Source organism: Marinomonas ostreistagni, from assembly GCF_016888445.1.
GTDB lineage: Bacteria > Pseudomonadota > Gammaproteobacteria > Pseudomonadales > Marinomonadaceae > Marinomonas > Marinomonas ostreistagni.
Window position 1 is genome coordinate 81,380 of the sequence record NZ_JAFEKF010000004.1, and the last position, 20,691, is coordinate 102,070.

A 20,691-nucleotide genomic window follows, 5' to 3' on the forward strand; every position below is an offset into this window, starting at 1 on the left:
ATGGATTACGAATTATTAAAAGTTATTTGGTGGGTTTTAGTCGGCGTACTCTTGATCGGCTTTGCCATCACCGATGGCTTTGATATGGGCGTCGGTAGCTTACTCAATGTACTCACCAAAGACGACGCTGAGCGCCGTATCATGATCAACTCGATTGCTCCCCACTGGGACGGCAACCAAGTTTGGTTTATCACCGCCGGTGGCGCGTTGTTTGCGGCGTGGCCGATGGTCTACGCGACGTCTTTCTCAGGCTTTTATATGGCGATGATTTTAACGCTCGCGGCGCTGTTTTTCCGTCCGATCGGGTTTGATTATCGCTCCAAGCTTGAAGGAACAAAATGGCGCAAAAACTGGGATTGGGCCATTGGTTTTGGCTCAGCGGTCCCACCGATCATCTTCGGTGTAGCCTTTGGTAACTTGCTACAAGGCGTACCATTCCAGTTTGATGAATACCTACGCGTCTCTTACACCGGCTCATTCTTTGCCTTGTTGAACCCTTTTGCCATTGTTTGTGGTGTGGTGAGCTTGCTAATGCTAGCAACCCAAGGGGGCGCTTGGCTGCTGATGAAAACGGAAGGCGATTTACAGCGTCGAGTGCGTAAATCGACCTTGGTAACAGGGGCGCTAACGGCGGTATTGTTTGCCTTGGCAGGTGTCTGGCTGGCCTACGGTATCGATGGTTATGTACTGACCAGTGCCGTGGATGGTAACGCGGTACTGACGCCACTAATGAAAACGGCTGAAGTGCAAACAGGTGCTTGGTTAGCCAACTATGATCGCTTCCCAGCGCTTATGTTGGCGCCGATCATCGGCTTAATTGGCATGGCGGCGGCGGCTTTCTTCGGCGCAGCAGGGCGCGGAGGCTTAGCGTTTTTGATGTCGTCGTTGGGTATCGCGGGCATCATTATGACGGCCGGCGGCTCGATGTTCCCATTCTTGATGCCATCGTCTACTTTCCCAGATATGAGTTTGACCATGTGGGATGCCACGTCCAGTGAAACCACTCTGATGATCATGTTTGTGGTGGCGTGTATCTTTGTGCCGATTGTTTTGTCCTACACTGTGTGGAGTTACTTCGTAATGTTTGGACGTTTGAGCAAAGAGCATATTTCTAACAACACGCATTCATTGTATTAAGCGTTTACTAGGGGCAGCGTAGCTGCCCCATCTAAGGAGTTTATTATGTGGTATTTTGCATGGGTGTTAGGCATTTTGTTGGCCTGTTCTTTTGGCATTATTAATGCCGTTTGGTTGGAGTTTTCAGGTTACGAGGGTGAAGCACCGGAAGATTCACAGTAAAAGCTGACTGCAAACCAAAAGGGGATGCAATGAAAACACGTGAGACATCACCCGAGCAGCAGTTTTTAAAGCGCTTGGAACACAGTGAAAAGCGTCGCTACCGCCTGGTAAAAGGCTTGGGCATCGTGACGGCGCTGGCCATTGTCGCGCAGGCGTTGGGACTAGCACAGTTATGTGCTCAGTTGGTACTTGAGGGGCGCTTGCCCCTTGATGCCGCACTTTTAGCAGGTGGGGCATTTATTTTAAAGGCATTGGCCCAGGCGTTGCGTGAGCAACTGACGGCTCATGCCAGTCGCAACATTCGTTTTGCCTTGCGCCAGCAACTGGTTGAGCTGTTGGCCACGTTAGGCCCCAACCGCCTACGTATCGATCAAGATGCTGGGCTCTCAACGCGCGTTTATGAGCAAGTAGATGCCTTGGACGACTATTTTAGTCGTTACTTACCACAAGTATTTTTGGTGTCCTTGATTCCACTGACGATTTTATTGGCGGTCGCACCTGTGTCTTGGGTGGCGTTTGCCATCTTTATGTTGACCGCGCCGCTGGTGATCTTATTTATGATTCTAGTCGGTCATAAGGCCGCACAAGCAAACCGCAAACAGTTTGCGGTGTTATCTCTATTATCCAATCAATTTCTCGACTTGAACCAAGGCTTAGCGGAGCTCAAGCGCTTGGGGCAGACTGGTGCTGCGCGCGAGCGTTTGGCAATGACCGCACAGGATTACCAAAAAACCACCATGAGCGTTTTGCGCTTGGCATTTTTGTCCACGGCCACGTTAGAGCTGTTTGCTTCGGTGGCGATTGCGATGGTGGCCTTGTATCTAGGGCTTGGCTTATTGGAGCAGTTGCCATGGCAAGTTGGGGTGGCGCCAGTGAGTCTGTTTGCGGCGTTTTTTTTATTGTTGTTGGCCCCTGAGTTCTATCTGCCGCTACGCCAGCTCGGTAATGATTATCACGCTAAGCAAAAAGCTGAGGCCGCCGCAACGGACTTATTAGAAATATTGGCGACACAGTCAAGTGCGTCGATGCCTAAGTCTGCTGATTCAAACTGTGACTCAACTGAGGCGGGCTTAATTGATTTTCGTGGCGTGGCTTGGCAGCAACAAGGCCGTCAGCGTATAGCGTCGTTTCATGCAAGCTTAGCCAAAGGTGATCGAGTCTGGCTGCGAGGGACATCCGGTGTCGGCAAATCCAGCTTGATGACAATTTTATTGGGCTTTGAGGCGGATTATAGCGGCTCGGTTTTAATCGAAGGTCTAGGGCTTGAATCACTCAATCTCACTACTTGGCGACGACGTTTGGCTTGGCTACCACAAACACCAGAGTGGGTGAGTGGGACAATTCGCCAAAACTTAGAGCTTGGTATCGGCGCGCGCAGCGATGATGAATTGCGTCAGGTTCTGATTAGAGCGCATTGTTGGGATGTGGTCGGCAGCTTAAAAATGGGCTGGGATACGCCTCTTAGTGAAGCGGGGACTGGATTATCTGGTGGGCAAATGCAGCGTTTATCGATCGCGCGGGCGTTGCTAAGTGAAGCAGATATTTGGCTATTAGATGAGCCTTGCTCTGGATTAGACGAAGAGACCGCAGACCAAGTGCTTAATACATTAGATGATGTGAGCTATGGCAAAACGGTGCTGATCATCAGTCATGATAGTCACCCTGTGGTGTGGGCAAACAAACATTGGTTAATGAGTGAGGATGGTGTGCATGTCAAAGCGCAAACCCCAGTCTCTTACGTTTAAGTCGTTATTACTGAGCAACCCAGCAGGGCTTGGTGTGGCGTTATTGATCGGCGCTATCTCATGTTTAGCGGGGATAGCTTTGCTGGCCATCTCTGGTTGGTTTTTATCGGCGGCAGGTCTTGCCAGTGTGTTGGGCACCGCGCTGGTGTTTAATTACTTTACCCCCGGGGCGCTGATTCGCTTAATGGCGATCTTGCGCACTGCGGGGCGTTATGGCGAGCAAGTCATGGCGCATGATTTCTTGCTCGGATTACTACGCAGCCTGCGCCTTTGGGTATGGGACCAGCGTGTGGCGACACCGATGCAACAGCTGCATCAGCAGACCCATGGGGATTTGTTACAGCGCATCGTGGGCGATTTAGATCAAGTCATTAAATGGCCGCTAGCGGTACTAATGCCATGGCTGTATGGATTACTGGCGTGTGCCGGCGTAATGGGCTTAGCGGCTTGGGTTGCGCCACAACTAGTTTGGCCGGTGCTGCTTTATAGTGTCTTGCAGCTGGTGTTTCTGCCATGGCTAGCGCAGCGTTTGGCGGCACGTGCGGTGTATTCCATGCAGGTGCTAGCAACGCTGCGGCGTGGGCGCTTTATGGGGTTGTTTCAAGCCTTAATCACACTGACGATTCGTGGTAACTGGCAAAGTTACAGTGCGCGCTTGGATATGCTTGATCAACGCCAAAAACAAGCACAGCAGCGCTTACAAAAGGTAAGTAGCTCGATCAAGCTTGTGAGTCAGCTACTAACGTTTCTATTGCTGGTAGCGGTGATTGCAAGTGTCGTCAAGTTCGATCAAGCTGCATTAGTGCTACGCGAAGCGATTGCAGCCCCTTGGTTAGTCGCTTTGCTGTTGTCGATTTTGGGCCTTAATGAAGTGCTGCAGCCGTTGGCGCAAAGCTTTATTGCGCAAGGTCAGTCTAAGGTTGGGTTAAAGCGACTGAACCAATTACAGCAAGCGCCCACTGTCTCAAGCAATGTGGTGGGTATTAGCAGTATTGAGCAGTTACAGGTGACGGATTTTATCGGGCGTTACAGCTCACTACAGCGGGCGGCGCAACAGCGTGCTAAGTTCGTTATCAGCACTGGGCAAAGCGTACGGATTACAGGCCCCAGTGGCGCTGGTAAAAGCGCCTGCTTGGCGGCCTTGGCGGGCGATATTCCCTATCTTGGTCAAGTCCTTGTGAATGGCCAATCGATCAATATTAATGATCATAATGGCTGGTGCCAGCGCATTGCCTATCTTCCTCAGCAAGCCGTTATATTCCAGCAAAGCCTGGCGGCCAACTTGCGCTTAGGTGACCCTGATGCCAGCGACGAACAGTTGCGTCATGTGCTCGCTATCTTAGGGCTTGGAGAATGGTTGCAAGCCTTACCCCAAGGACTCAATACTTTGCTTGGGGCACAAGGGCGCGATGTCTCAGGTGGTCAAGCTAGGCGTATTGCCTTAGCGCGAGTCTTACTAAGGCAGTCCGATGTGCTGCTACTGGATGAGCCCTTTGATGGGTTGGATAAGGTCAGTATCGCGCGGGTCTGTGAGGCGCTCGATCAACCTGAGTTTCGACCTAAGCTTTTGCTCTATGTAAGTCACGTTGCGACAGCGTTGGATCAGCGTGCGAAGGCAGTGACAGTGCAATAAAAAGCCGGAGCAGGGTAGCTGCTCCGGCTTATGTTTAGGACTTTAACTTGTCACCTTAGCTAAGGTTAAGCGACTTCGCCGTCTTTCTCTTTGCGCAGCATGCTGTACAAGGTGTCTTTAAGGGCAAGGCGTCGTTTTTTGAATTCTTCCTCTTCTAGCGTGCTGGCTAGAACGATCTCTTTTTCAATTTTTTCGATCTCATCAGTGAGGTATTGATACTCATCAAACAGGCGACGAAAGTGTGCGTCGTTCATCTTAAGTTCGTGAATTTGCTCTTTAAATTCAGGCAGTTCCATAACTAGGCTGTGATTCTCGATAGGCATAGATCTTCTCCTTGTTGATTCGTTTTATTGCTTTAACTCCAGACTACGCTTATTACCGCTAAGGTAAATTGATTTGGGTCATTTGTGCGATAAATGCATAATTTTGCCGTTTTCAGAAAACTCTTACACGTTTAAACAATATTAAACTGTCGGAATAGCACGAATGTAATGCAGATTTACTTTCTTTTATCGATTTGTGTTTAAAAAAGAAACAATGCTCTGTTAGGATGCAGTCCCCTTAATGACAATGATTATTGTCTGCAGGCTAAGGGCAGAGGATTCTCTTAATCTGGTATCAGAAAAAAAATTACGCCAGAAATTACGTATTTAACTATCTTGCAGGTAACGAAAAGATGACTTCAATTGAGCAACTTAAAGCCGCTCGCGAGAGTGCGGTTTCTCTAACAAAGAACGGCGCTCCTCAGGCTACTAGCAACCAGTTCTTTGGTGTAGGCCCAATCACTGACATGACCCAAAACGAAGTTGATGCTCGTCAACTGCGCTTTGAGTTCGATGCATGGATTGAAGATAACTACCCGAAACTGGACGATAAAGGCAACCGTATTGGTAGCTTTACGACTGCTGAACTCGGTCGTGGTATGCACCGTGGTTACCCTGCAGATAAAGTCCTAAACGACATGATGCGTGAAATCCACCGTTACTTTGGTTTCCCGAAAGCGAACAGCATGGCTGTTGGTCTTGGTGGTGGTCACAGCGGTTTCACAGCAGCTGCGCTTCACTTGATGACAGCAAACGATCCTTCACAAATCGTTTTTGTTGATACGCCTAAGCCTGAATCAGAAGAAGGCAAAGCTGGCGGTTTCTTCCGTCAATCTTGGGGTACTCAGCTAACGGAACTTCAGCGTTACGCAACCAACGGTGACGAAAGCCGCATCCTTTTCGCAGAAGGCGAAGGCGCGATCCCTAGCGCATCTTTCCTACTAGAAAAAGGCGTTAAGTTGTTCTTTGGTGTGGGCCACGAAACAACAGGTGCGACAACTTACACTGAACAAGAAATCCGCAATCTTCTAGAATGGGTTGACGCTAACCCAGAAGAACACCACGCGGTAATCGATGCGACGTCTCTTCTAGGTGCGATGCCTTGGTCAAAAGAGCTAGTTGATGGCGTGTTGACTAAATGTAACATGTTCATGCCTTTCCAAAAGGCAATCGGTGGTATCTCTGGTTACTTCATCGTTTCTCTAACTAAGCCAGCACTTGCTCGCATCAATGCGAACCAAAAAGATCCAGCATGGGCGATTCCGCGTCAGCTGAAAATTGCTGTGCCACGTGATGCGAAAGCACCACTAACAAGTGAGAAAACTACTGATCTTGGCCCAATTTACGACGCTGAAAAAGATCAAATGTTGGGCGGTATCATCAATACGTTCAGTACGCTTGCGTTTGCTGAAACAACATTCGCTGTCCTACGTAACGAGCGTATGATCGGTGACGTTTACACACTAAACGCACGTTCTGCTGCGAACCGCGTGATTGTGAACGAGTGGATCGCTAACAGCGACCTATTTGAACTAGGTGTAGAAAACTCTGACTCTCGTGGTGCAGCGGTTACCCTTCTAAAAGTAACTGACAAAGACATCACAGATGCTGACGTACACAACCGTATCATCGTGAAATCTAAGCAAATGCTAGGTTACGAAGGTATCACTCACACAGACGGTACCCATGAGAAAGGCCTAGACGTTGCACGTTACGTGAACGCATTCCCAGGTTCTCCAGGTGACTACCGTGCTTGGATCGGCGGCATTCGTCCAAACGAAGACATCACAGCACTACTAGAAAACATCCAGTACTGCTACCTACGTGCGAAAAACGCTGTTCTTGAAGAGCTACTAGCTGAGCAAGGCGAGTCTTTCGAAAGCGCTGTTTCAGCTGCTGCAGGCGCTGATGTTCGTGTAGACGACGCTGACCGTGCTTACAAAGTATTGATCGCTGACCTAGTTGGCATGGTATTCAATGCTGATGGCGAAGCAGACTGCTCTGAAGTTGCGGCTTACATCAAGTCTCAAGGCGGTGAGTTCCACTTCGGTTCTGTTGCTGAAGCCGGCGAGCTTGCAAAAGGTAAAGTACACTTCTTCTACCAGCCAAGCCTAAGCCGTGAAGACGAGCTACTAGCGGAAACTGGCGAAGGTCAATACGACGCGGTAATCGCTGCTGCAACCTTCCTACCTGCTGAATCTAAATTCGAGCTAGGTGGCGTACGTATCGGTGCGGGTACTGGTAACATGGGTTCTGCTAGCTGGGGCGGCGGTAACGGTGAAGGTGGTGTAGCACCACTAATGAACACACCAAGCTTCAACTCTCGTGCAACAGCACAAGCAGCGATGAAAGCACTTCTAAAAGTACTTCCAGATCTACAAGTAAGCGCAATGCACGATCGCGTTGTTGCAGGTGACTTCGACACAGGTAAGAACCTTGCTGAATTCCCAACAACTAAGCTTGAAGGTAAGAAACTAGCTGTTGTTGGTTACGGCAACATCGGTCGTGAAGTAGCGAAACTAGGTGCTGCATTCGGCATGAACGTTTCTATCTACGCACGTCCTGCTCACCAGCAGTGGATCGAGTCTGAAGGCTTCACGTACGCGTCTAGCATCGTTGAAGCAGCGCAAGACGCTGATGTTCTTAGCCCACACACTGGTCTAGGTGCATTCAATGCTGACACTGGCAAGTTCGCTAACTCTGACATCATCAATGCAGACGTATTCGCTGCAATGAACCAAGGTGCAGTACTAGTAAACTACGACCGTGGTGAAGTAGTTGACATCGAAGCCCTTGACGCAGCACTTGCTAGCGGTCAAATCAGCTACGCGGCAATCGATGCAGACCTATTCAAAGACCCAGAAACTGGCGAATTGTCTGGTCCTATGGTTCCATACCGTAACATCTACGAAAAACACGTAGGTAAAATGGAGCTTCTACCACACGCTGCCGCAGACACTGAGCACGTATCTCGTGTAGAAGGTGCTAAGCAAGCAGTTGATCAAATCCTATCTGTTATCCAGTACGGTAAAGTTGTGAACCTAAAAGGTGATCTACCAGCTGGCTTCACAGATGGCGGTGCGAAGACTGTAAACGGTGTGGGCAAAGTGAACTCTAGCTCGGTTGCGAACCTATCTGCTGAGCAGATCAAGCAACTAGCAGACAGTGCTACTCAATTGGCTGCATACTGGGGCGCGATCAACGCGACTGAAGATGCAGACAAGCGCGCAGCTTTGATTGCTGAGTACACTGAAATGATGGTGTTGAACTCAAATATCTACGGTACGCTACTAGCTAAGAACGGTCTTCAAGGTCCATTCGGCAAATAATAGTTCGTATCTAATTACATAGATATTGCGATAAGCCGCATCAACGCCGTGACGTAAGTCCTGTTGATGCGGCTTTTTTATGTTTTATGCCGCTAGGCAAATAAGGGGAATAGATTTGCACTCTGTAGACAAAGATTCCGCCGTGGCGATTTTTGAGGCCGCGATCGATGCCGTAGCAGGCTACAACGCGACACACCGTGCTGTATCTGCTTTTGAAGGCTTCGAGCCAGATCAAATTATTGCCGTGGGCAAAGCGGCCAGCGGCATGTGCGCTGGCGCGTTGGCGGCTGCCAACCCAGATTGCCCCGCACTGTTGGTCACTAAATACGATCATACCGATCAAACCATGTGGGCCGCACCGAATGTCAAAGTAATTGAATCGGCGCACCCTGTGCCGGATCAGCATTCACTGGACGCTGGTAAAGAGATGCTAGCGACGGTCGAGGCCATGCCTGAAGGTAGCAAGCTTTTGCTATTGGTATCAGGCGGTACATCAGCACTGTCTGAAGCCTTACCTGAAGACGTGTCACTAGAAGATTGGCAACAGCTGACCGATCAAATGTTGGCGGCTGGTTACAACATCGGTCAAATCAACACGCGTCGTAAAGAGACGTCACAAATCAAAGATGGCAAGTTGCTACAAAACTTCAAAGGTGCTGAAGTGCGTGTATTGGCGATCTCTGATGTAGAAGGTGACGGCATTGGTACGATTGGCTCGGGCACGGGCGACACCAAGCGCTGCCCATCAGCTTCTAGTATCGATTTGATTGCTACCAATGAAGTAGCGCGCATGGCGGCAGCAGCCAAAGCCAAAGCGCTGGGCTACACCGTTAATGATAACCAAGAGTGCCTGTACGATGATGTGGCTGTGCTGTCTGATCGTATTGGTCAAGAGCTTGCTAAGGCTGCGCCAGGGGTATACATCTTTGGTGGTGAGCCGACTGTAAAACTGCCTGAAAACCCAGGCAGCGGCGGTCGCAACCAAGCCTTGGCTTTAGGCTTAGCGCAGCACATTGTCGGTCGTGATGATGTGTTGATCTTGGTTGCAGGCACGGATGGCAGTGATGGTCCAACCGATGCCGCAGGCGGAATCGTAGATGGTGCAACAGCGACGGATATTGAAGGTGCCACGGATGCGCTTAAACGTGCTGATGCGGGAACTTATCTACGCCAGCATGACAGTATCTTTATCACGGGGCCAACCAACACCAATGTGATGGATATTGTAATCGCCATCGTTGGCTAAGCGCTCTGATTTTAAAAAGCCCCCGTATCATTCGATGCGGGGGCTTTTTTGTGGGCGTCAGCCTAAGCTAGGCTCATCGTTTTAGAAGGAGAAAGTGACTCGTGGCAGAGCATTGTCATCTTCATCGATCGATGGTGAACATAGGAATACACGTGACGATTGGATGCCGTTGTCCACTAGGTAAGCTTTAAGTGTTTCAGCACGTTCATCCGCTAACTCTAGTAGCTCGCTGCGTTGCTCTTCGGTTAAGGCGTCATAGGGTGTTTCGTCATCGATGTCACGCACCACAGACACGCCACAGGCACGCAGTTGAGCGCCTTTACGATCCTTCATTAGAGTAATCATCTGATCTAAGAAGGCTTCTTGCTCAGGGGCAGTGATGTCTTCTTCATCTAAAGCAAATTGCAATGGCTCCACACGAAGCTTCAGTGCCTGCTCGCCAGCGAATTGCACCAATGTGATGACGTTGGCATAAGGCACAAACGTTTGCATCAGGTAAGCACTTGACGCTTTAAACAGACCTTGGCGAATCGGCAGCAAGAAAAAGCTTTGCCACTGAAAGTTTGGGTTATCGATGTTGCCACTCATGGGCAGATCCAACACAATTTCGTCGTTACGGTTCTTTAAGGCATCAACGGCTAGGTCTAGAGGGACGGCGCCAACCTTAAGCAGGGCATTGCTGTCCTTTTGTCCGCCCAGTTCAAATTGACGCAACACAATATGAGTGTTGCCATCTAGTTCCCCTTGATCAGAGTCTAGAGCCAAATCCATGTTTAAGTGGCCAGAATTGATTCGGTAGCCAAGTGCGCTAGAGACATACGGTGAAATAGGGGGAAGCTCCACTTCACGTACTTTGGCGGTAGCTTGCATGGTCAGATTCTGTGCCATCGGGCGGATGGCTACATCACTCTCAATGGTTGCATAGTTACCATTACGCGCCTTGAGATTGATGTTGGCATATTCGTTGGTATCACGAGTGTTGAAGTTGGTGACTTTGAGTTGCTCAATATCCAGTACACGTGTCAACGATGGGCTAATGCCATTGTCGGTAAATAGAGCGCTGGATTCTGGCGACAGTGTTAATTCGTTGACGATCACATGATAGGGCACTTCCACGGGCTGAGCGCCAGGCGATGTGCTGCCAGCTGTCTGGTTTGACGCGCTAGGCTGTGCTTCTGTTGAGCTGGATTGAGCGTCGCCTTGCAGCCACTTTGGTAGGGTAAGGTTAGCAACCTCTCGCTGCTGTGATAACACCATACCAGCTTTGAGCTTGTCAAAGTTTACCTTATCGATCTCAACCCCTTGCGGTCGTGCATGTAGGCGGTTAACCGCCAACTGCTCAAATTGGGCAAGGGCAGGTAAACCTGTGCTTTCGTTAGGTTGTGAAGCGACCAATTGATCAATGACTAAGCCTGAAATTTGTGCATCAGGGCCACTGGCTGACAAGCTAGCACTGGGGCTATTAAGCTTAACACCTTGCCAGTTAAGTAGTGTGCTACCGTCTTCCAATTGGCTTCTTAGTGCGGCCAAAGTTAGGCTATTGTTGCTGGTTTCGACAATGACAGCAGCATCTTGCGGCAGTGTGACACGCGCTGTTTCATTGTTGAAGTTAAATTGCTCAAGCAACGCACTTAAGGTGTCATCCTGGGTCACTTGGATCTGATCAAGATTTAGGTTGTTGTTCGCCGCTTGCAATAGGCTTTGGTCACTGCTTTGTTCCCAAGACAGCTGACTATTGAATGCTAATGAGTCAAAGGCGATATCAGTATCTGGCTGACCGCTTGGCAAGTCTTTGGCTGTAGCGTCTAGGGCAGTCGCGGCTAAAGTGGTTTTTGCATGGATGCCTAGCACATCGCTTGCCTGACGTAGGTTTACGTCATCCAGTTGCAGATTTAAAGCATTTAAGGTGCCATCCAGTGATGGCGATTTTACATTCGATTGTTGTACATCTAGGGCCATCTGCTGAGCCGCTAGACTCAATCCATCGTTTTGCTGTTCAAATGAAAACTGGTTTAAATCAAGCTTAAAGCTGTCTAGGGCTGCGTTAATTTGCTCGTTGCTGTACTCAGTAGCGCCAAGAGTCAGTGCCGTCTTGGTCGTATTTACCAAGGTGCCTTGCTCGCTCAAGCTAAGCTCTAGAGGGCTGTTGAGATTGATGCTTTGGAGGGCAAACTGATCGCCAGTTGCCAAGCGGCCATTTACACCTTGGCTTTGCAGCTTGATGCCTGTTGCAACATTACCTACCGCTGTCTCAGTGTCATAACTTACGTTCACATCACTCACATCAAGGTCGAGACCGTCTGCGCCAAATTGATGGCCCGCTAGACCGCCTTTAATGGCTTTACCGCTTAGTTTGGCTGCGCTTTCTTGTACGACGATGTCTGATTGTTGCTTGGTTAACGCTAGCTGCGCCGAGAAGTTAAGCTCATCAGCGCTGAGTTGTTGGCTCTCGGAGGCGATGTTAAGCCCCTTGATGGCCAATGTGTTGCTGGTTGTGGCACGAAGATCCGTCTCGTTTTCCATCGTCACCGTAACATCGGTCAGCTCGGTTTCTAGGGCTTGCCAGCCCATTTCTTGCGCTTTTTCGGTGTAAGCGACACGGTCACTTGAGAGCGCCAAAGAGGGGCTGGTGAGGTTTAAAAGTGGCGCTTGGTTAAATTGATATAAAGCCTTAACGTTACCCGTTAGGCGCACATTTTGTGCGCTCAGTTGAGGACGTGATGCCGGCAAGAAATGATCGATATCATTGGTTGAGAGCGCAGCCGATGCAATCTGCATGTCAGCATCCACTTGTTCACGGTCGGCGCTGATAGTGCCGTTTACGGTGGCTTCGGCGTCGTTCACCAGCGCCGTAAGGTTAAAATTACCCTGCCAGTTGGCATCAAAGTGAGAAGCTTCTTCGACCGCAAGATTTTGGATCGCCAGTACATCTTGACCACGTTCTGTGTTCAGCTGAACCTGAATGTCTTTTAAGCTAGCGTTAGTCAGTAAAAAGCTAGGGGCTAAGGTTTGCTCAGCGTCTTCTGGTGTCTCTTCGACAGGCTCTTCTTCGCTAGCAGGGGGCAAAGGCACGCCTGCCACGGCCCAGCCGTCTGGCGTTTGCGCGACCTGAATATCAAAGTTATCTACTAAGATGTGATTAACGTGGAAGGCGCCAGTAAACAGTGGCCAAAAGTCCAAGCCAATGCTTAACGTATCTAAGGAAAAAGTGGTTTGGTCTTGTTGGGTAATTTGCACATCAGCCAGCTCAAGCCCGATCGGAAAGAGATCCGGATTAATCTCTTCGGCAGTCAACACGGCATTATGATCGGCCAAATAGCGATTCGCCAACCACTTGGTGACGGTTGGAATCAAGAGCCAGATGACGGTTAGCGTAATCAGGGTTGCTGCGACGCCGATGATGATTTTTCTTTGGCGTGGCGACAGCTTGTCTAAAAAGTTGGTCATGAGTGCTCCTTGATGCCCAATCGTGTCAATACTTGGCTGGCGATAGTCTGCCTAGAATAGTACGTGGCCAAAGATTGAATGGTAAGCCTTACAATTAGTAAGCAATGTAAATCTATTTACTATAGATGTTCTTATGCCTGCAAAGCGCAAGCAAAACAACAAGATTTTGCAAAGTTAGACTTAGTTATCAGGGTTTGGTTCTTGGCGTAACGGCATGCGCAATAAATGGATACTGACGGCGATACCGATCAGACATAGGCCCAGTGTGGCCCAAAAGCGCCAGACAATCACCATGGATAACAGCATGCCGGCCCACATAAAAATGAGCGCACGATTGCGAGCTTTTTTAGGGATGCCTTGATCTGACTGCCAATCCGCGACGATCGGACCAAAGTATTTATGATTGATTAACCAGGCATGAAAGCGTTCTGACGATTTGGAAAAACACCAAGCCGCGAGTAGCACCAGCGGTGTGGTCGGCAACAGAGGGAGAAATATGCCGATAATGCCAGTGATCAGTGACACCCAGCCAAGAACAATCAAAGCAATTCGCTTGCCGGTCATAGTAACGCTCTTTTTTACGATGGGCAGGCATCATCCTTGTGGAAAGTATTGCTAAGTTCATGGGGCATGCCTGCTTGATGCCCCATGATTACGCTGCTAAATACAGTTACGAGTCGGCCATACCAAACATGGACTCCATGGTGTCGCCTTGGGACTCTGTCACCAAGCTCCAACCACCTAAACGTTTCCAGCGATTAACGATTTCACAGAATAGCTCAGCCGTTTTCTCGGTATCGTAGGCGGCAGAGTGGGCTTGTGAGTTGCTAAAGGTGATGCCAGCCACTTGGCAGGCTTTTGCCAACACTGTTTGACCAAAGGCCAAACCCGATAATGAAGCGGTATCAAAGCTTGAGAACGGGTGGAAAGGATTACGCTTGATCTCATTACGCTCGATGGCAGCATTAAGGAAGCCATGATCGAAGGCGGCGTTGTGGCCCACAAGAATTGCGCGTTTACAGCCAGTCGATTTCAGCTCTTTGCGTACTTTGCTAAACATCTGAGAGATGGCTTCTTTTTCGATTAAGTCATCGCGACCCGGCTCAAAAGGATCGATGCCGGTGAATTCTAGGGCTTCTTTTTCAAGATTTGCACCTTCGAATGGCTTCACTTTAAAATCGATGGTCTCATGGATGTAAAGCTCTCCATTGTCATCCATACGTAGGATGCTGGCAGCGAATTCTAACAACGCATCGGTTTTTGCATTAAAGCCTGCGGTTTCTACGTCGATAACAACAGGTAAGAAGCCGCGGAATCTATCTTTGATTTCGTGATGTGACAAAAGAGAATCCTTAATTCTGCCATTTGCTCAGAAAATAATTGAGTGATGGCGCAGGATGATAACATATATGCTCAGCCAAGAACGAGAACTCTTAACTGTGATAGCCAACCCCATTCTGAAAATTGTCATGCTAGTCTCCAGTGTGGCATTGGCCACCCAAGCGGCGGCACTGACGCGTTACGAGTCGCAAATAGAAGACTCTAGCTGGTCCCTGTCGGGCGATATTTTTGCGTGTACCTTATCGCACCCGATCCCACATTTTGGCCAAAGTGAGTTTATTAAAGAAGCAGGGGAGCCGATGAAGTTTGTGCTGCACCCCAACAACGAAAAAATCGGGCCTGGGCAAGTGTACATTATTTCCCAAGCACCAAGCTGGGTGCCGGGCATTTCTCCTGAGACGCTTGAGGTGATGCCTTACCCAGGTTATGGCTTGACCGTTGAAGTCGGTGGTCGTGTGGCGGAACAGATGTTGACCTCACTGGATCGTGGTCGTCACCCAGTCGTAGCCGGGACGGCGTGGGAAAATGGACGTGAAAACATTGAAGTAGCGCTCAGCAATATCAATTTTAATCCCGCTTATAATGAGTTTCGCCGCTGTATGGGGAGCTTATTGCCGGTGAACTTTGAACAAGTGGCGCGTACCGCAGCCTTATTCCCGACCAACGGCGTGGAGTTAACAGATCGCATCAAGCAGCGCTTAGATATGGTTGCTATTTATGTAGAAGCCGATCCGACCATTGAATACATCTACATCGATGGTCACACCGATATTATTGGTTCACGCCGTGACAACCGAGAACTGTCTAAAGAGCGTGCTGAAAAGGTCACTGAGTATCTACTGCAAAAGGGCATTGCCCCTGAAAAAATCGTCTCGCGTTACCATGGTGAGCGTTATCCCGCTGCCGATAACCGCACCGGTACAGGGCGTGAACGAAACCGTCGTGTGACCATTCGTCTTGAACGAGCCGACAACAACGCTCAATCCTTGTCCCAACCAAGCCCATAACGGGCTTGGTGTCGCGTATTTGCAAGCGCGCCCCTTGCTAACTAAGGGGCGAAAACTTACACTAACCGCCTAATTTTTATATTAACTGGGCGCAGCTGTGTTTCGTCGCTGTGCTGTGGATCTCGTTGAGGAGAAAAAAGAGAATGTCTGACGTGAAGAAGGTGGTGCTAGCCTACTCTGGCGGCCTAGACACTTCCGTAATTGTGAAGTGGCTTCAAGAAGAGTATCAGTGTGAAGTGGTAACTTTTACCGCTGACTTGGGTCAGGGCGAAGAAGTAGAGCCAGCTCGCGCGAAAGCTCAAGCGTTGGGCGTTAAAGAAATCTACATCGAAGATCTACGTGAAGAATTCGTACGTGATTTCGTCTTCCCAATGTTCCGTGCCAACACGGTATACGAAGGTGAGTACCTACTAGGTACCTCTATTGCTCGTCCTCTTATCGCTAAGCGTTTGATCGAAATCGCGAACGAAACGGGCGCTGATGCGATCTCTCACGGCGCGACCGGTAAAGGTAACGACCAAGTTCGTTTCGAGCTAGGTGCTTACGCACTGAAACCAGGCGTTCAAGTAATTGCGCCTTGGCGTGAATGGGACCTAACGTCTCGTGAAACGCTAATGGCTTACTGTGAGAAGCACGACATCCCAGTTGATTTCTCTAACGCTAAGAAGAAATCTCCATACTCAATGGATGCCAACCTTCTACACATCTCTTACGAAGGTGACCTACTAGAAGATCCTTGGGCGAGCGCTGAAGAAGACATGTGGCGTTGGTCTGTTTCACCTGAGCAAGCGCCAGATGAAGCCACTATCATGGAAATCGGTTTCGAGAAAGGCGATGCTGTTTCTCTAAACGGTGAGAAAATGTCTCCAGCGACTATCCTTGAAACATTGAACAAGGTTGGTGGTGCAAACGGTATCGGTCGTGACGACCTAGTTGAAAACCGTTTCGTAGGCATGAAGTCTCGTGGTTGTTACGAAACTCCAGGGGGCACCATCCTTCTAAAAGCACACCGTGCAATGGAATCGATCACGCTAGACCGTGAAGCGGCTCACCTGAAAGATGAGATCATGCCGAAGTACGCTAAAGTGATCTACAACGGCTTCTGGTGGTCAGAAGAGCGCCGTATGCTGCAAGCATTGATCGACGCGTCTCAAGAGTTCGTAACGGGTACGGTTCGTTTGAAACTGTACAAAGGTAACGTAATTGTTGAAGGCCGTGAGTCTCCTTACAGCCTATTCGACAGCACGATCGCTACTTTTGAAGACGATGCGGGTGCATACGATCAGAAAGACGCAGCTGGCTTCATCAAGCTAAACGCGCTACGTATGCGTATCGCTGCGCAAAAAGGTCGTACTTTCCTAGACCGTGACTAATCGACTTAGCCTCGGCTAATTTGAATAATCGAAACGCCCGCTCTGCAAAGAGCGGGCGTTTTTTATGGCGGGTATTTTCCTAGCGCCCATTGGGTTATGTTCATTGTCGCTAAAACATGTTTTGATTGACCAGTCGGTTATAATAACAATATTTCAATCAGGTGATGTATGACGGTATATAACATAGGTTCGATCAACGTCGATCATTTGTACGAGGTCGACCATTTTGTGCGACCTGGCGAAACCATGCATTCGACAGGCTATCAGCTGCTACTGGGCGGTAAAGGGTCGAATCAGTCAGTAGCGCTTGCTAAAGCCCAAGCGCACGTTAAGCATGTCGGTGCACTGAATCGTGATGATCAGACGATACGTCAACAGCTACAAGACTATGGCGTTGATACCAGTGAAATCGCTGCAGTAGACGCACTGACAGGGCACGCAATCATTCAGCTAACGCCGACGGCGGAAAACAGCATCATCTTGCACGCCGGCGCTAACCATCAATTAAGCGAAACTCAAATCAAGCAGGTATTAAAAGCAGCTCAAGCCGAAGACTGGATCTTGCTGCAGAACGAAACCAACTTGGTCGCAGAAACCCTAGAGTGGGCGCAGCAATCGGGGGCTCAAGTAGCCTTTAACCCAGCGCCCATGGACGCCGAATTAACCCGCAAGGTGCTGCCGTTTATCGACTTGCTGATCGTCAATGAAGTCGAAGCGATGGACTTAGCCAATACCGACTCCATCGAAAAAGCCACTCAAATTTTACCGCAGCAATATCCAGAGCTAGCGGTGATGATGACCCTTGGTAAAGACGGCGTGCGCTATTTTTCTCAAGCGCAGGACGTACAAGTTGAGGCTTTTAAAGTTGAGGCCAAAGACACGACGGCCGCAGGGGATACGTTTATTGGTTTTTGTTTGGCGGAGTTACAGCGTGGCGCCGATATAGAGCAGGCGATGCGCACTGCCTGTGCCGCATCAGCCATTGCGGTCACACGTATGGGCGCTGCCCCATCGATCCCAAGCCTTGATGAAGTGAATGAGTTTTTAGCTCAACACTCTTAATCCATTGTCGCTACCTAAAGAGTAAAGAGAACACTATGACACGAAAAATCATTATCGATACGGACCCAGGCATCGACGATGCGATGGCGATCTTTTTTGCTTTTCAAGCGCCAGAGCTTGAAGTACTTGGCCTGACTACTACTTACGGCAATGTCCCAGTGGAGATTGCCACGCAAAATGCACTCACGCTAACAGAAATCGCTGGTGTCGATGTGCCCGTCGCAGGCGGTGTCGCAGTGCCTTCACAGCAAGCCCCACGTCCATTCCCTGACTTTGTGCATGGAACAGACGGCTTCGGTAACATCGATTACCCAGCGCCCACTAGGCAGCCTCTAGAGCAGAGTGCGGCTGAGTTTATTATCGAGCAAGTTCGTAAATACCCAGGGGAAGTGACCTTGGTGGCGCTAGGTCCATTGGGCAACCTAGGTAAAGTCCTAGAGCTGGATCCAGAGATTGCCAACCTAGTGGACGAAGTCGTGCTAATGGGCGGTGCAGCGGTTGAGTATGGCAATGTTTCACCGGTAGCTGAAGCCAACATTATCAACGAACCGCACGCCGCTGATGCGGTCTTCACAGCCCCTTGGCAAGTGACCATGATAGGCTTGGATGTGACCCATCAGGTGCTGCTTGAAAACAGTGTTTTAGAGCGTATCAAAGCCAAGAACCCAGAGCAGGGCAACTTCTTATACGACTGCGCGCAGTTTTATATTAACTTCTACAGTAACCGTTTTGGCTTTGATGGCTGCTACTTCCACGACGCCTCAACCATTGCTTACCTCCTAGATCCAAGCATTTTTGGAGTTGAATTGGGCGCGATCCGTGTCGCAACCGATGGCATCGCTGTGGGCCAAACCATCATGGCCCCACAAGGCCTAGATTACCCTGAACCGCACTGGAACGATGTGCCGCTGACTCAAGTCTGCATGGAAGTGGATGGCGAGCGTTTGTTGGCGCTTTATGAAGAGGTGATGGTCAGTGGCCGTTCGTAGTCACTAGCAATCATCAAAAAAGGCGCCGAGGGCGCCTTTTTTAGCTGTGTGCTTTAACAAACTCATCGATGAAGTCGCGCTCTTTTTGCGAGATGGTGCCAAAGTTAAGCTTAATGTAATGCTGGTCGTGCTCGTTAAGGATGTCCGCCGATGGCGTACAGATCGCTTTGATAAGCTGCTGTTTGCCGTCGTTGTTGCCATGTAGCTCCAGCTTCACTTTCTTAGACCCCTGTAGACCATAAGGTGCTTCCACCTCAATCTGATCATGTGAGATGTGGGTACAATGAATGGCCATGCTTTGGCCGTTGGTTAGATACATGGTGCCTGTCCAAAAACAGCGCACATAAGGATGATGATTTGCTACCACTTGCTTGCCTGCTAAAACAAAATCAATAGATGAACTTATTATAGAACGTCCGCTTTATGAGAACAGCACTATCGCAGAAATTGCTGATTTTTAGAATCATTAGACCGGTTTAACTAGAAGTCTTTTCTTTAAATTCACACAGATCTTCGATCACACAGGCATCGCACTTGGGTTTGCGTGCGGTGCAGATATAGCGACCGTGTAAGATCAACCAGTGGTGGGCGTCGAGCAGGAACTCTTTAGGCACAAAGCGCAGCAGCTTCTCTTCGACTTCTAGGACATTTTTGCCTGGGGCAATTTTGGTGCGGTTGGAGACGCGAAAGATATGCGTATCGACGGCCATCGCGATCTGACGAAAAGCGGTGTTCAAGACTACGTTGGCGGTTTTGCGACCGACACCCGGCAAGGCTTCAAGCTCTTCACGAGTTTGTGGTACCTCACTATTATGTTTGTCGATCAACATCTTGCAGGTTTTGATGGCGTTCTCGGCTTTGGCATTAAATAAGCCGATGGTTTTAATGTATTCCTTTAGGCCATCTACGCCCAAGGCGTACATTTTCTCTGGCGTATCCGCCACAGGGAATAGGTGGCGGGTGGCTTTATTGACGCTCACATCGGTGGCTTGGGCGGAAAAAAGCACGGCAATCAATAGCTCAAACGGCGAGTTGTACTCCAGCTCCGTAACCGGATCCGGATTCTCCGCGCGTAAGCGAGTAAAGATTTCATGGCGTTTTGCTTTGTTCACCAAGCCTCCTAATGTGAGCGTTTAAGCATTAGTCGGTCACACGTACACGACGCGATACTTTTTCTTGGCCTTCCTGCTCTTTGGCAATACGGGCCTTCTCTTTTTCATCCAAGTAGTTCTTGATGGCGATCAATAAGCCTAGGCCGATAAAGGCGCCCGGCGGCAAGATGGCAAACAAGACATTAGGGTAGTTACTAAAGATCTCTAAGCGCCAGCTGGTCGCCATTTCACCAAACAACAAGTGCATGTCGGTAAATAGCGTCCCTTGACCGATCAGCTCACGCATCGCGCCGAGTAGTACCAGTACCATGGTAAAACCAAGCCCCATCATTAAACCATCCAGTGCCGAGGGGGCGACTGGGTTACGGCTGGCAAATGCGTCCGCACGGCCTAAGATGGCACAGTTAGTCACGATCAGCGGAATGAAGATCCCCAAGATCTGATACAGCTCGTAGGTATAGGCCTGCATGATTAGCTCGATACAGGTCGTGAACGAGGCGATGATCATCACGAAGGCAGGCAAGCGCACGGCTTCTGATACATAGTTACGAATCAAGGACACGGCAATGTTTGAGCCGAGCAATACGACGGTAGTCGCAAGGCCTAAGCCGATGGCATTGACTACGGTGCTAGTTACCGCCAATAGGGGACACAGGCCTAATAATTGGACTAGGGCTGGGTTGTTTTTCCAAATGCCGTTATAAAGGATTTCGCCGTAGTTTGGACCTGATGGAGCAGGGTTTTCTACAGGCGTGTCCGGTGCAAGTGTGTCTTCAGCGCTCATA

17 protein-coding genes are annotated in these 20,691 nt (G+C 49.5%); 10 read left to right on the top strand and 7 right to left on the bottom strand.

Annotated elements, in window-relative coordinates:
* From cydB to JQX58_RS11810, 4 genes are read left to right on the top strand one after another with little or no spacing between them, the layout of a single operon-like run.
* Entirely contained in the window at positions 1–1,137 is a 1,137-nt protein-coding gene (gene cydB, locus JQX58_RS11795; protein ID WP_204147065.1) for a cytochrome d ubiquinol oxidase subunit II, read from the top strand.
* A 45-nt stretch (positions 1,138–1,182) separates the two neighbouring features.
* Positions 1,183–1,299 carry a cytochrome bd-I oxidase subunit CydX gene (gene cydX, locus JQX58_RS11800; protein ID WP_204147066.1) on the top strand — a complete coding sequence of 39 codons (117 nt, stop codon included), beginning with the start codon at positions 1,183–1,185 and terminating at the stop codon, positions 1,297–1,299.
* 29 nt (positions 1,300–1,328) lie between these two features.
* Complete coding sequence (cydD, locus tag JQX58_RS11805; RefSeq protein ID WP_204147067.1) at positions 1,329–3,044, top strand: thiol reductant ABC exporter subunit CydD; 1,716 nt, start codon at positions 1,329–1,331, stop codon at positions 3,042–3,044.
* Entirely contained in the window at positions 3,010–4,677 is a 1,668-nt protein-coding gene (locus JQX58_RS11810; RefSeq protein ID WP_204147068.1) for an amino acid ABC transporter ATP-binding/permease protein, read from the top strand. The genes cydD and JQX58_RS11810 overlap by 35 nt, the downstream gene beginning before the upstream one ends.
* A gap of 65 nt (positions 4,678–4,742) precedes the next feature.
* Here JQX58_RS11810 and JQX58_RS11815 read toward each other — a convergent pair whose 3' ends face one another.
* On the bottom strand, positions 4,743–5,000 hold the full coding sequence (locus JQX58_RS11815; protein WP_204147069.1) for an HP1242/YdcH family protein: 258 nt from the start codon (positions 4,998–5,000) through the stop codon (positions 4,743–4,745).
* A gap of 353 nt (positions 5,001–5,353) precedes the next feature.
* On the opposite strand from JQX58_RS11815, the gene JQX58_RS11820 reads away from it, so the two are divergent.
* Positions 5,354–8,329 (top strand): NAD(P)-dependent oxidoreductase, encoded by a 2,976-nt coding sequence (locus tag JQX58_RS11820; RefSeq protein ID WP_204147070.1) that lies wholly within the window; start codon positions 5,354–5,356, stop codon positions 8,327–8,329.
* A gap of 142 nt (positions 8,330–8,471) precedes the next feature.
* Positions 8,472–9,575, top strand: coding sequence for a DUF4147 domain-containing protein (locus JQX58_RS11825; RefSeq protein WP_338040735.1), 1,104 nt, complete (start codon positions 8,472–8,474; stop codon positions 9,573–9,575).
* A gap of 81 nt (positions 9,576–9,656) precedes the next feature.
* Here JQX58_RS11825 and JQX58_RS11830 read toward each other — a convergent pair whose 3' ends face one another.
* The 3 genes from JQX58_RS11830 to rnt form a co-directional block, all read right to left on the bottom strand.
* The gene (locus tag JQX58_RS11830) at positions 9,657–13,022 is read right to left on the bottom strand and encodes a DUF748 domain-containing protein (protein WP_204147072.1); all 3,366 of its coding nucleotides are present in this window, start codon (positions 13,020–13,022) and stop codon (positions 9,657–9,659) included.
* A gap of 180 nt (positions 13,023–13,202) precedes the next feature.
* Complete coding sequence (locus tag JQX58_RS11835; RefSeq protein ID WP_204147073.1) at positions 13,203–13,586, bottom strand: YbaN family protein; 384 nt, start codon at positions 13,584–13,586, stop codon at positions 13,203–13,205.
* A 106-nt stretch (positions 13,587–13,692) separates the two neighbouring features.
* The gene (rnt, locus tag JQX58_RS11840) at positions 13,693–14,364 is read right to left on the bottom strand and encodes a ribonuclease T (RefSeq protein WP_204147074.1); all 672 of its coding nucleotides are present in this window, start codon (positions 14,362–14,364) and stop codon (positions 13,693–13,695) included.
* A gap of 127 nt (positions 14,365–14,491) precedes the next feature.
* Between rnt and JQX58_RS11845 the strand changes: the two genes are divergently transcribed.
* The 4 genes from JQX58_RS11845 to JQX58_RS11860 all read left to right on the top strand — a co-directional run bounded on the left by JQX58_RS11845 (position 14,492) and on the right by JQX58_RS11860 (position 18,794).
* On the top strand, positions 14,492–15,370 hold the full coding sequence (locus tag JQX58_RS11845; RefSeq protein WP_239090331.1) for a flagellar protein MotY: 879 nt from the start codon (positions 14,492–14,494) through the stop codon (positions 15,368–15,370).
* A 143-nt stretch (positions 15,371–15,513) separates the two neighbouring features.
* Positions 15,514–16,743, top strand: coding sequence for an argininosuccinate synthase (locus JQX58_RS11850; protein WP_204147076.1), 1,230 nt, complete (start codon positions 15,514–15,516; stop codon positions 16,741–16,743).
* 168 nt (positions 16,744–16,911) lie between these two features.
* Complete coding sequence (locus tag JQX58_RS11855; RefSeq protein WP_204147077.1) at positions 16,912–17,805, top strand: ribokinase; 894 nt, start codon at positions 16,912–16,914, stop codon at positions 17,803–17,805.
* Positions 17,806–17,840: 35 nt separating this feature from the next.
* The gene (locus tag JQX58_RS11860; protein ID WP_204147078.1) at positions 17,841–18,794 is read left to right on the top strand and encodes a nucleoside hydrolase; all 954 of its coding nucleotides are present in this window, start codon (positions 17,841–17,843) and stop codon (positions 18,792–18,794) included.
* Between the two features lie 40 nt (positions 18,795–18,834).
* Here the strand turns inward: JQX58_RS11860 and JQX58_RS11865 are convergent, their stop codons facing one another.
* The 3 genes from JQX58_RS11865 to JQX58_RS11875 form a co-directional block, all read right to left on the bottom strand.
* Positions 18,835–19,113: a hypothetical protein gene (locus JQX58_RS11865; protein ID WP_204147079.1), complete on the bottom strand. Its 279-nt coding sequence runs from the start codon at positions 19,111–19,113 to the stop codon at positions 18,835–18,837.
* A gap of 157 nt (positions 19,114–19,270) precedes the next feature.
* The gene (nth, locus tag JQX58_RS11870; RefSeq protein WP_204147080.1) at positions 19,271–19,906 is read right to left on the bottom strand and encodes an endonuclease III; all 636 of its coding nucleotides are present in this window, start codon (positions 19,904–19,906) and stop codon (positions 19,271–19,273) included.
* A 28-nt stretch (positions 19,907–19,934) separates the two neighbouring features.
* The gene (locus JQX58_RS11875) at positions 19,935–20,690 is read right to left on the bottom strand and encodes an electron transport complex subunit E (protein WP_204147081.1); all 756 of its coding nucleotides are present in this window, start codon (positions 20,688–20,690) and stop codon (positions 19,935–19,937) included.
* Position 20,691: the final 1 nt, after the last annotated feature.

Excerpts from the sequence above, each read along its gene's own strand:
- cydB (WP_204147065.1), top strand. The coding sequence starts at position 1 with ATGGATTACGAATTATTAAAAGTTATTTGGTGGGTTTTAGTCGGCGTA.
- cydX (WP_204147066.1), top strand. The coding sequence starts at position 1,183 with ATGTGGTATTTTGCATGGGTGTTAGGCATTTTGTTGGCCTGTTCTTTT.
- cydD (WP_204147067.1), top strand. The coding sequence starts at position 1,329 with ATGAAAACACGTGAGACATCACCCGAGCAGCAGTTTTTAAAGCGCTTG.
- JQX58_RS11810 (WP_204147068.1), top strand. The coding sequence starts at position 3,010 with ATGTCAAAGCGCAAACCCCAGTCTCTTACGTTTAAGTCGTTATTACTG.
- JQX58_RS11815 (WP_204147069.1), bottom strand. The coding sequence starts at position 5,000 with ATGCCTATCGAGAATCACAGCCTAGTTATGGAACTGCCTGAATTTAAA.
- JQX58_RS11820 (WP_204147070.1), top strand. The coding sequence starts at position 5,354 with ATGACTTCAATTGAGCAACTTAAAGCCGCTCGCGAGAGTGCGGTTTCT.
- JQX58_RS11830 (WP_204147072.1), bottom strand. The coding sequence starts at position 13,022 with ATGACCAACTTTTTAGACAAGCTGTCGCCACGCCAAAGAAAAATCATC.
- JQX58_RS11835 (WP_204147073.1), bottom strand. The coding sequence starts at position 13,586 with ATGACCGGCAAGCGAATTGCTTTGATTGTTCTTGGCTGGGTGTCACTG.
- JQX58_RS11845 (WP_239090331.1), top strand. The coding sequence starts at position 14,492 with ATGCTAGTCTCCAGTGTGGCATTGGCCACCCAAGCGGCGGCACTGACG.
- JQX58_RS11850 (WP_204147076.1), top strand. The coding sequence starts at position 15,514 with ATGTCTGACGTGAAGAAGGTGGTGCTAGCCTACTCTGGCGGCCTAGAC.
- JQX58_RS11855 (WP_204147077.1), top strand. The coding sequence starts at position 16,912 with ATGACGGTATATAACATAGGTTCGATCAACGTCGATCATTTGTACGAG.
- JQX58_RS11860 (WP_204147078.1), top strand. The coding sequence starts at position 17,841 with ATGACACGAAAAATCATTATCGATACGGACCCAGGCATCGACGATGCG.
- JQX58_RS11865 (WP_204147079.1), bottom strand. The coding sequence starts at position 19,113 with ATGTATCTAACCAACGGCCAAAGCATGGCCATTCATTGTACCCACATC.
- JQX58_RS11875 (WP_204147081.1), bottom strand. The coding sequence starts at position 20,690 with ATGAGCGCTGAAGACACACTTGCACCGGACACGCCTGTAGAAAACCCT.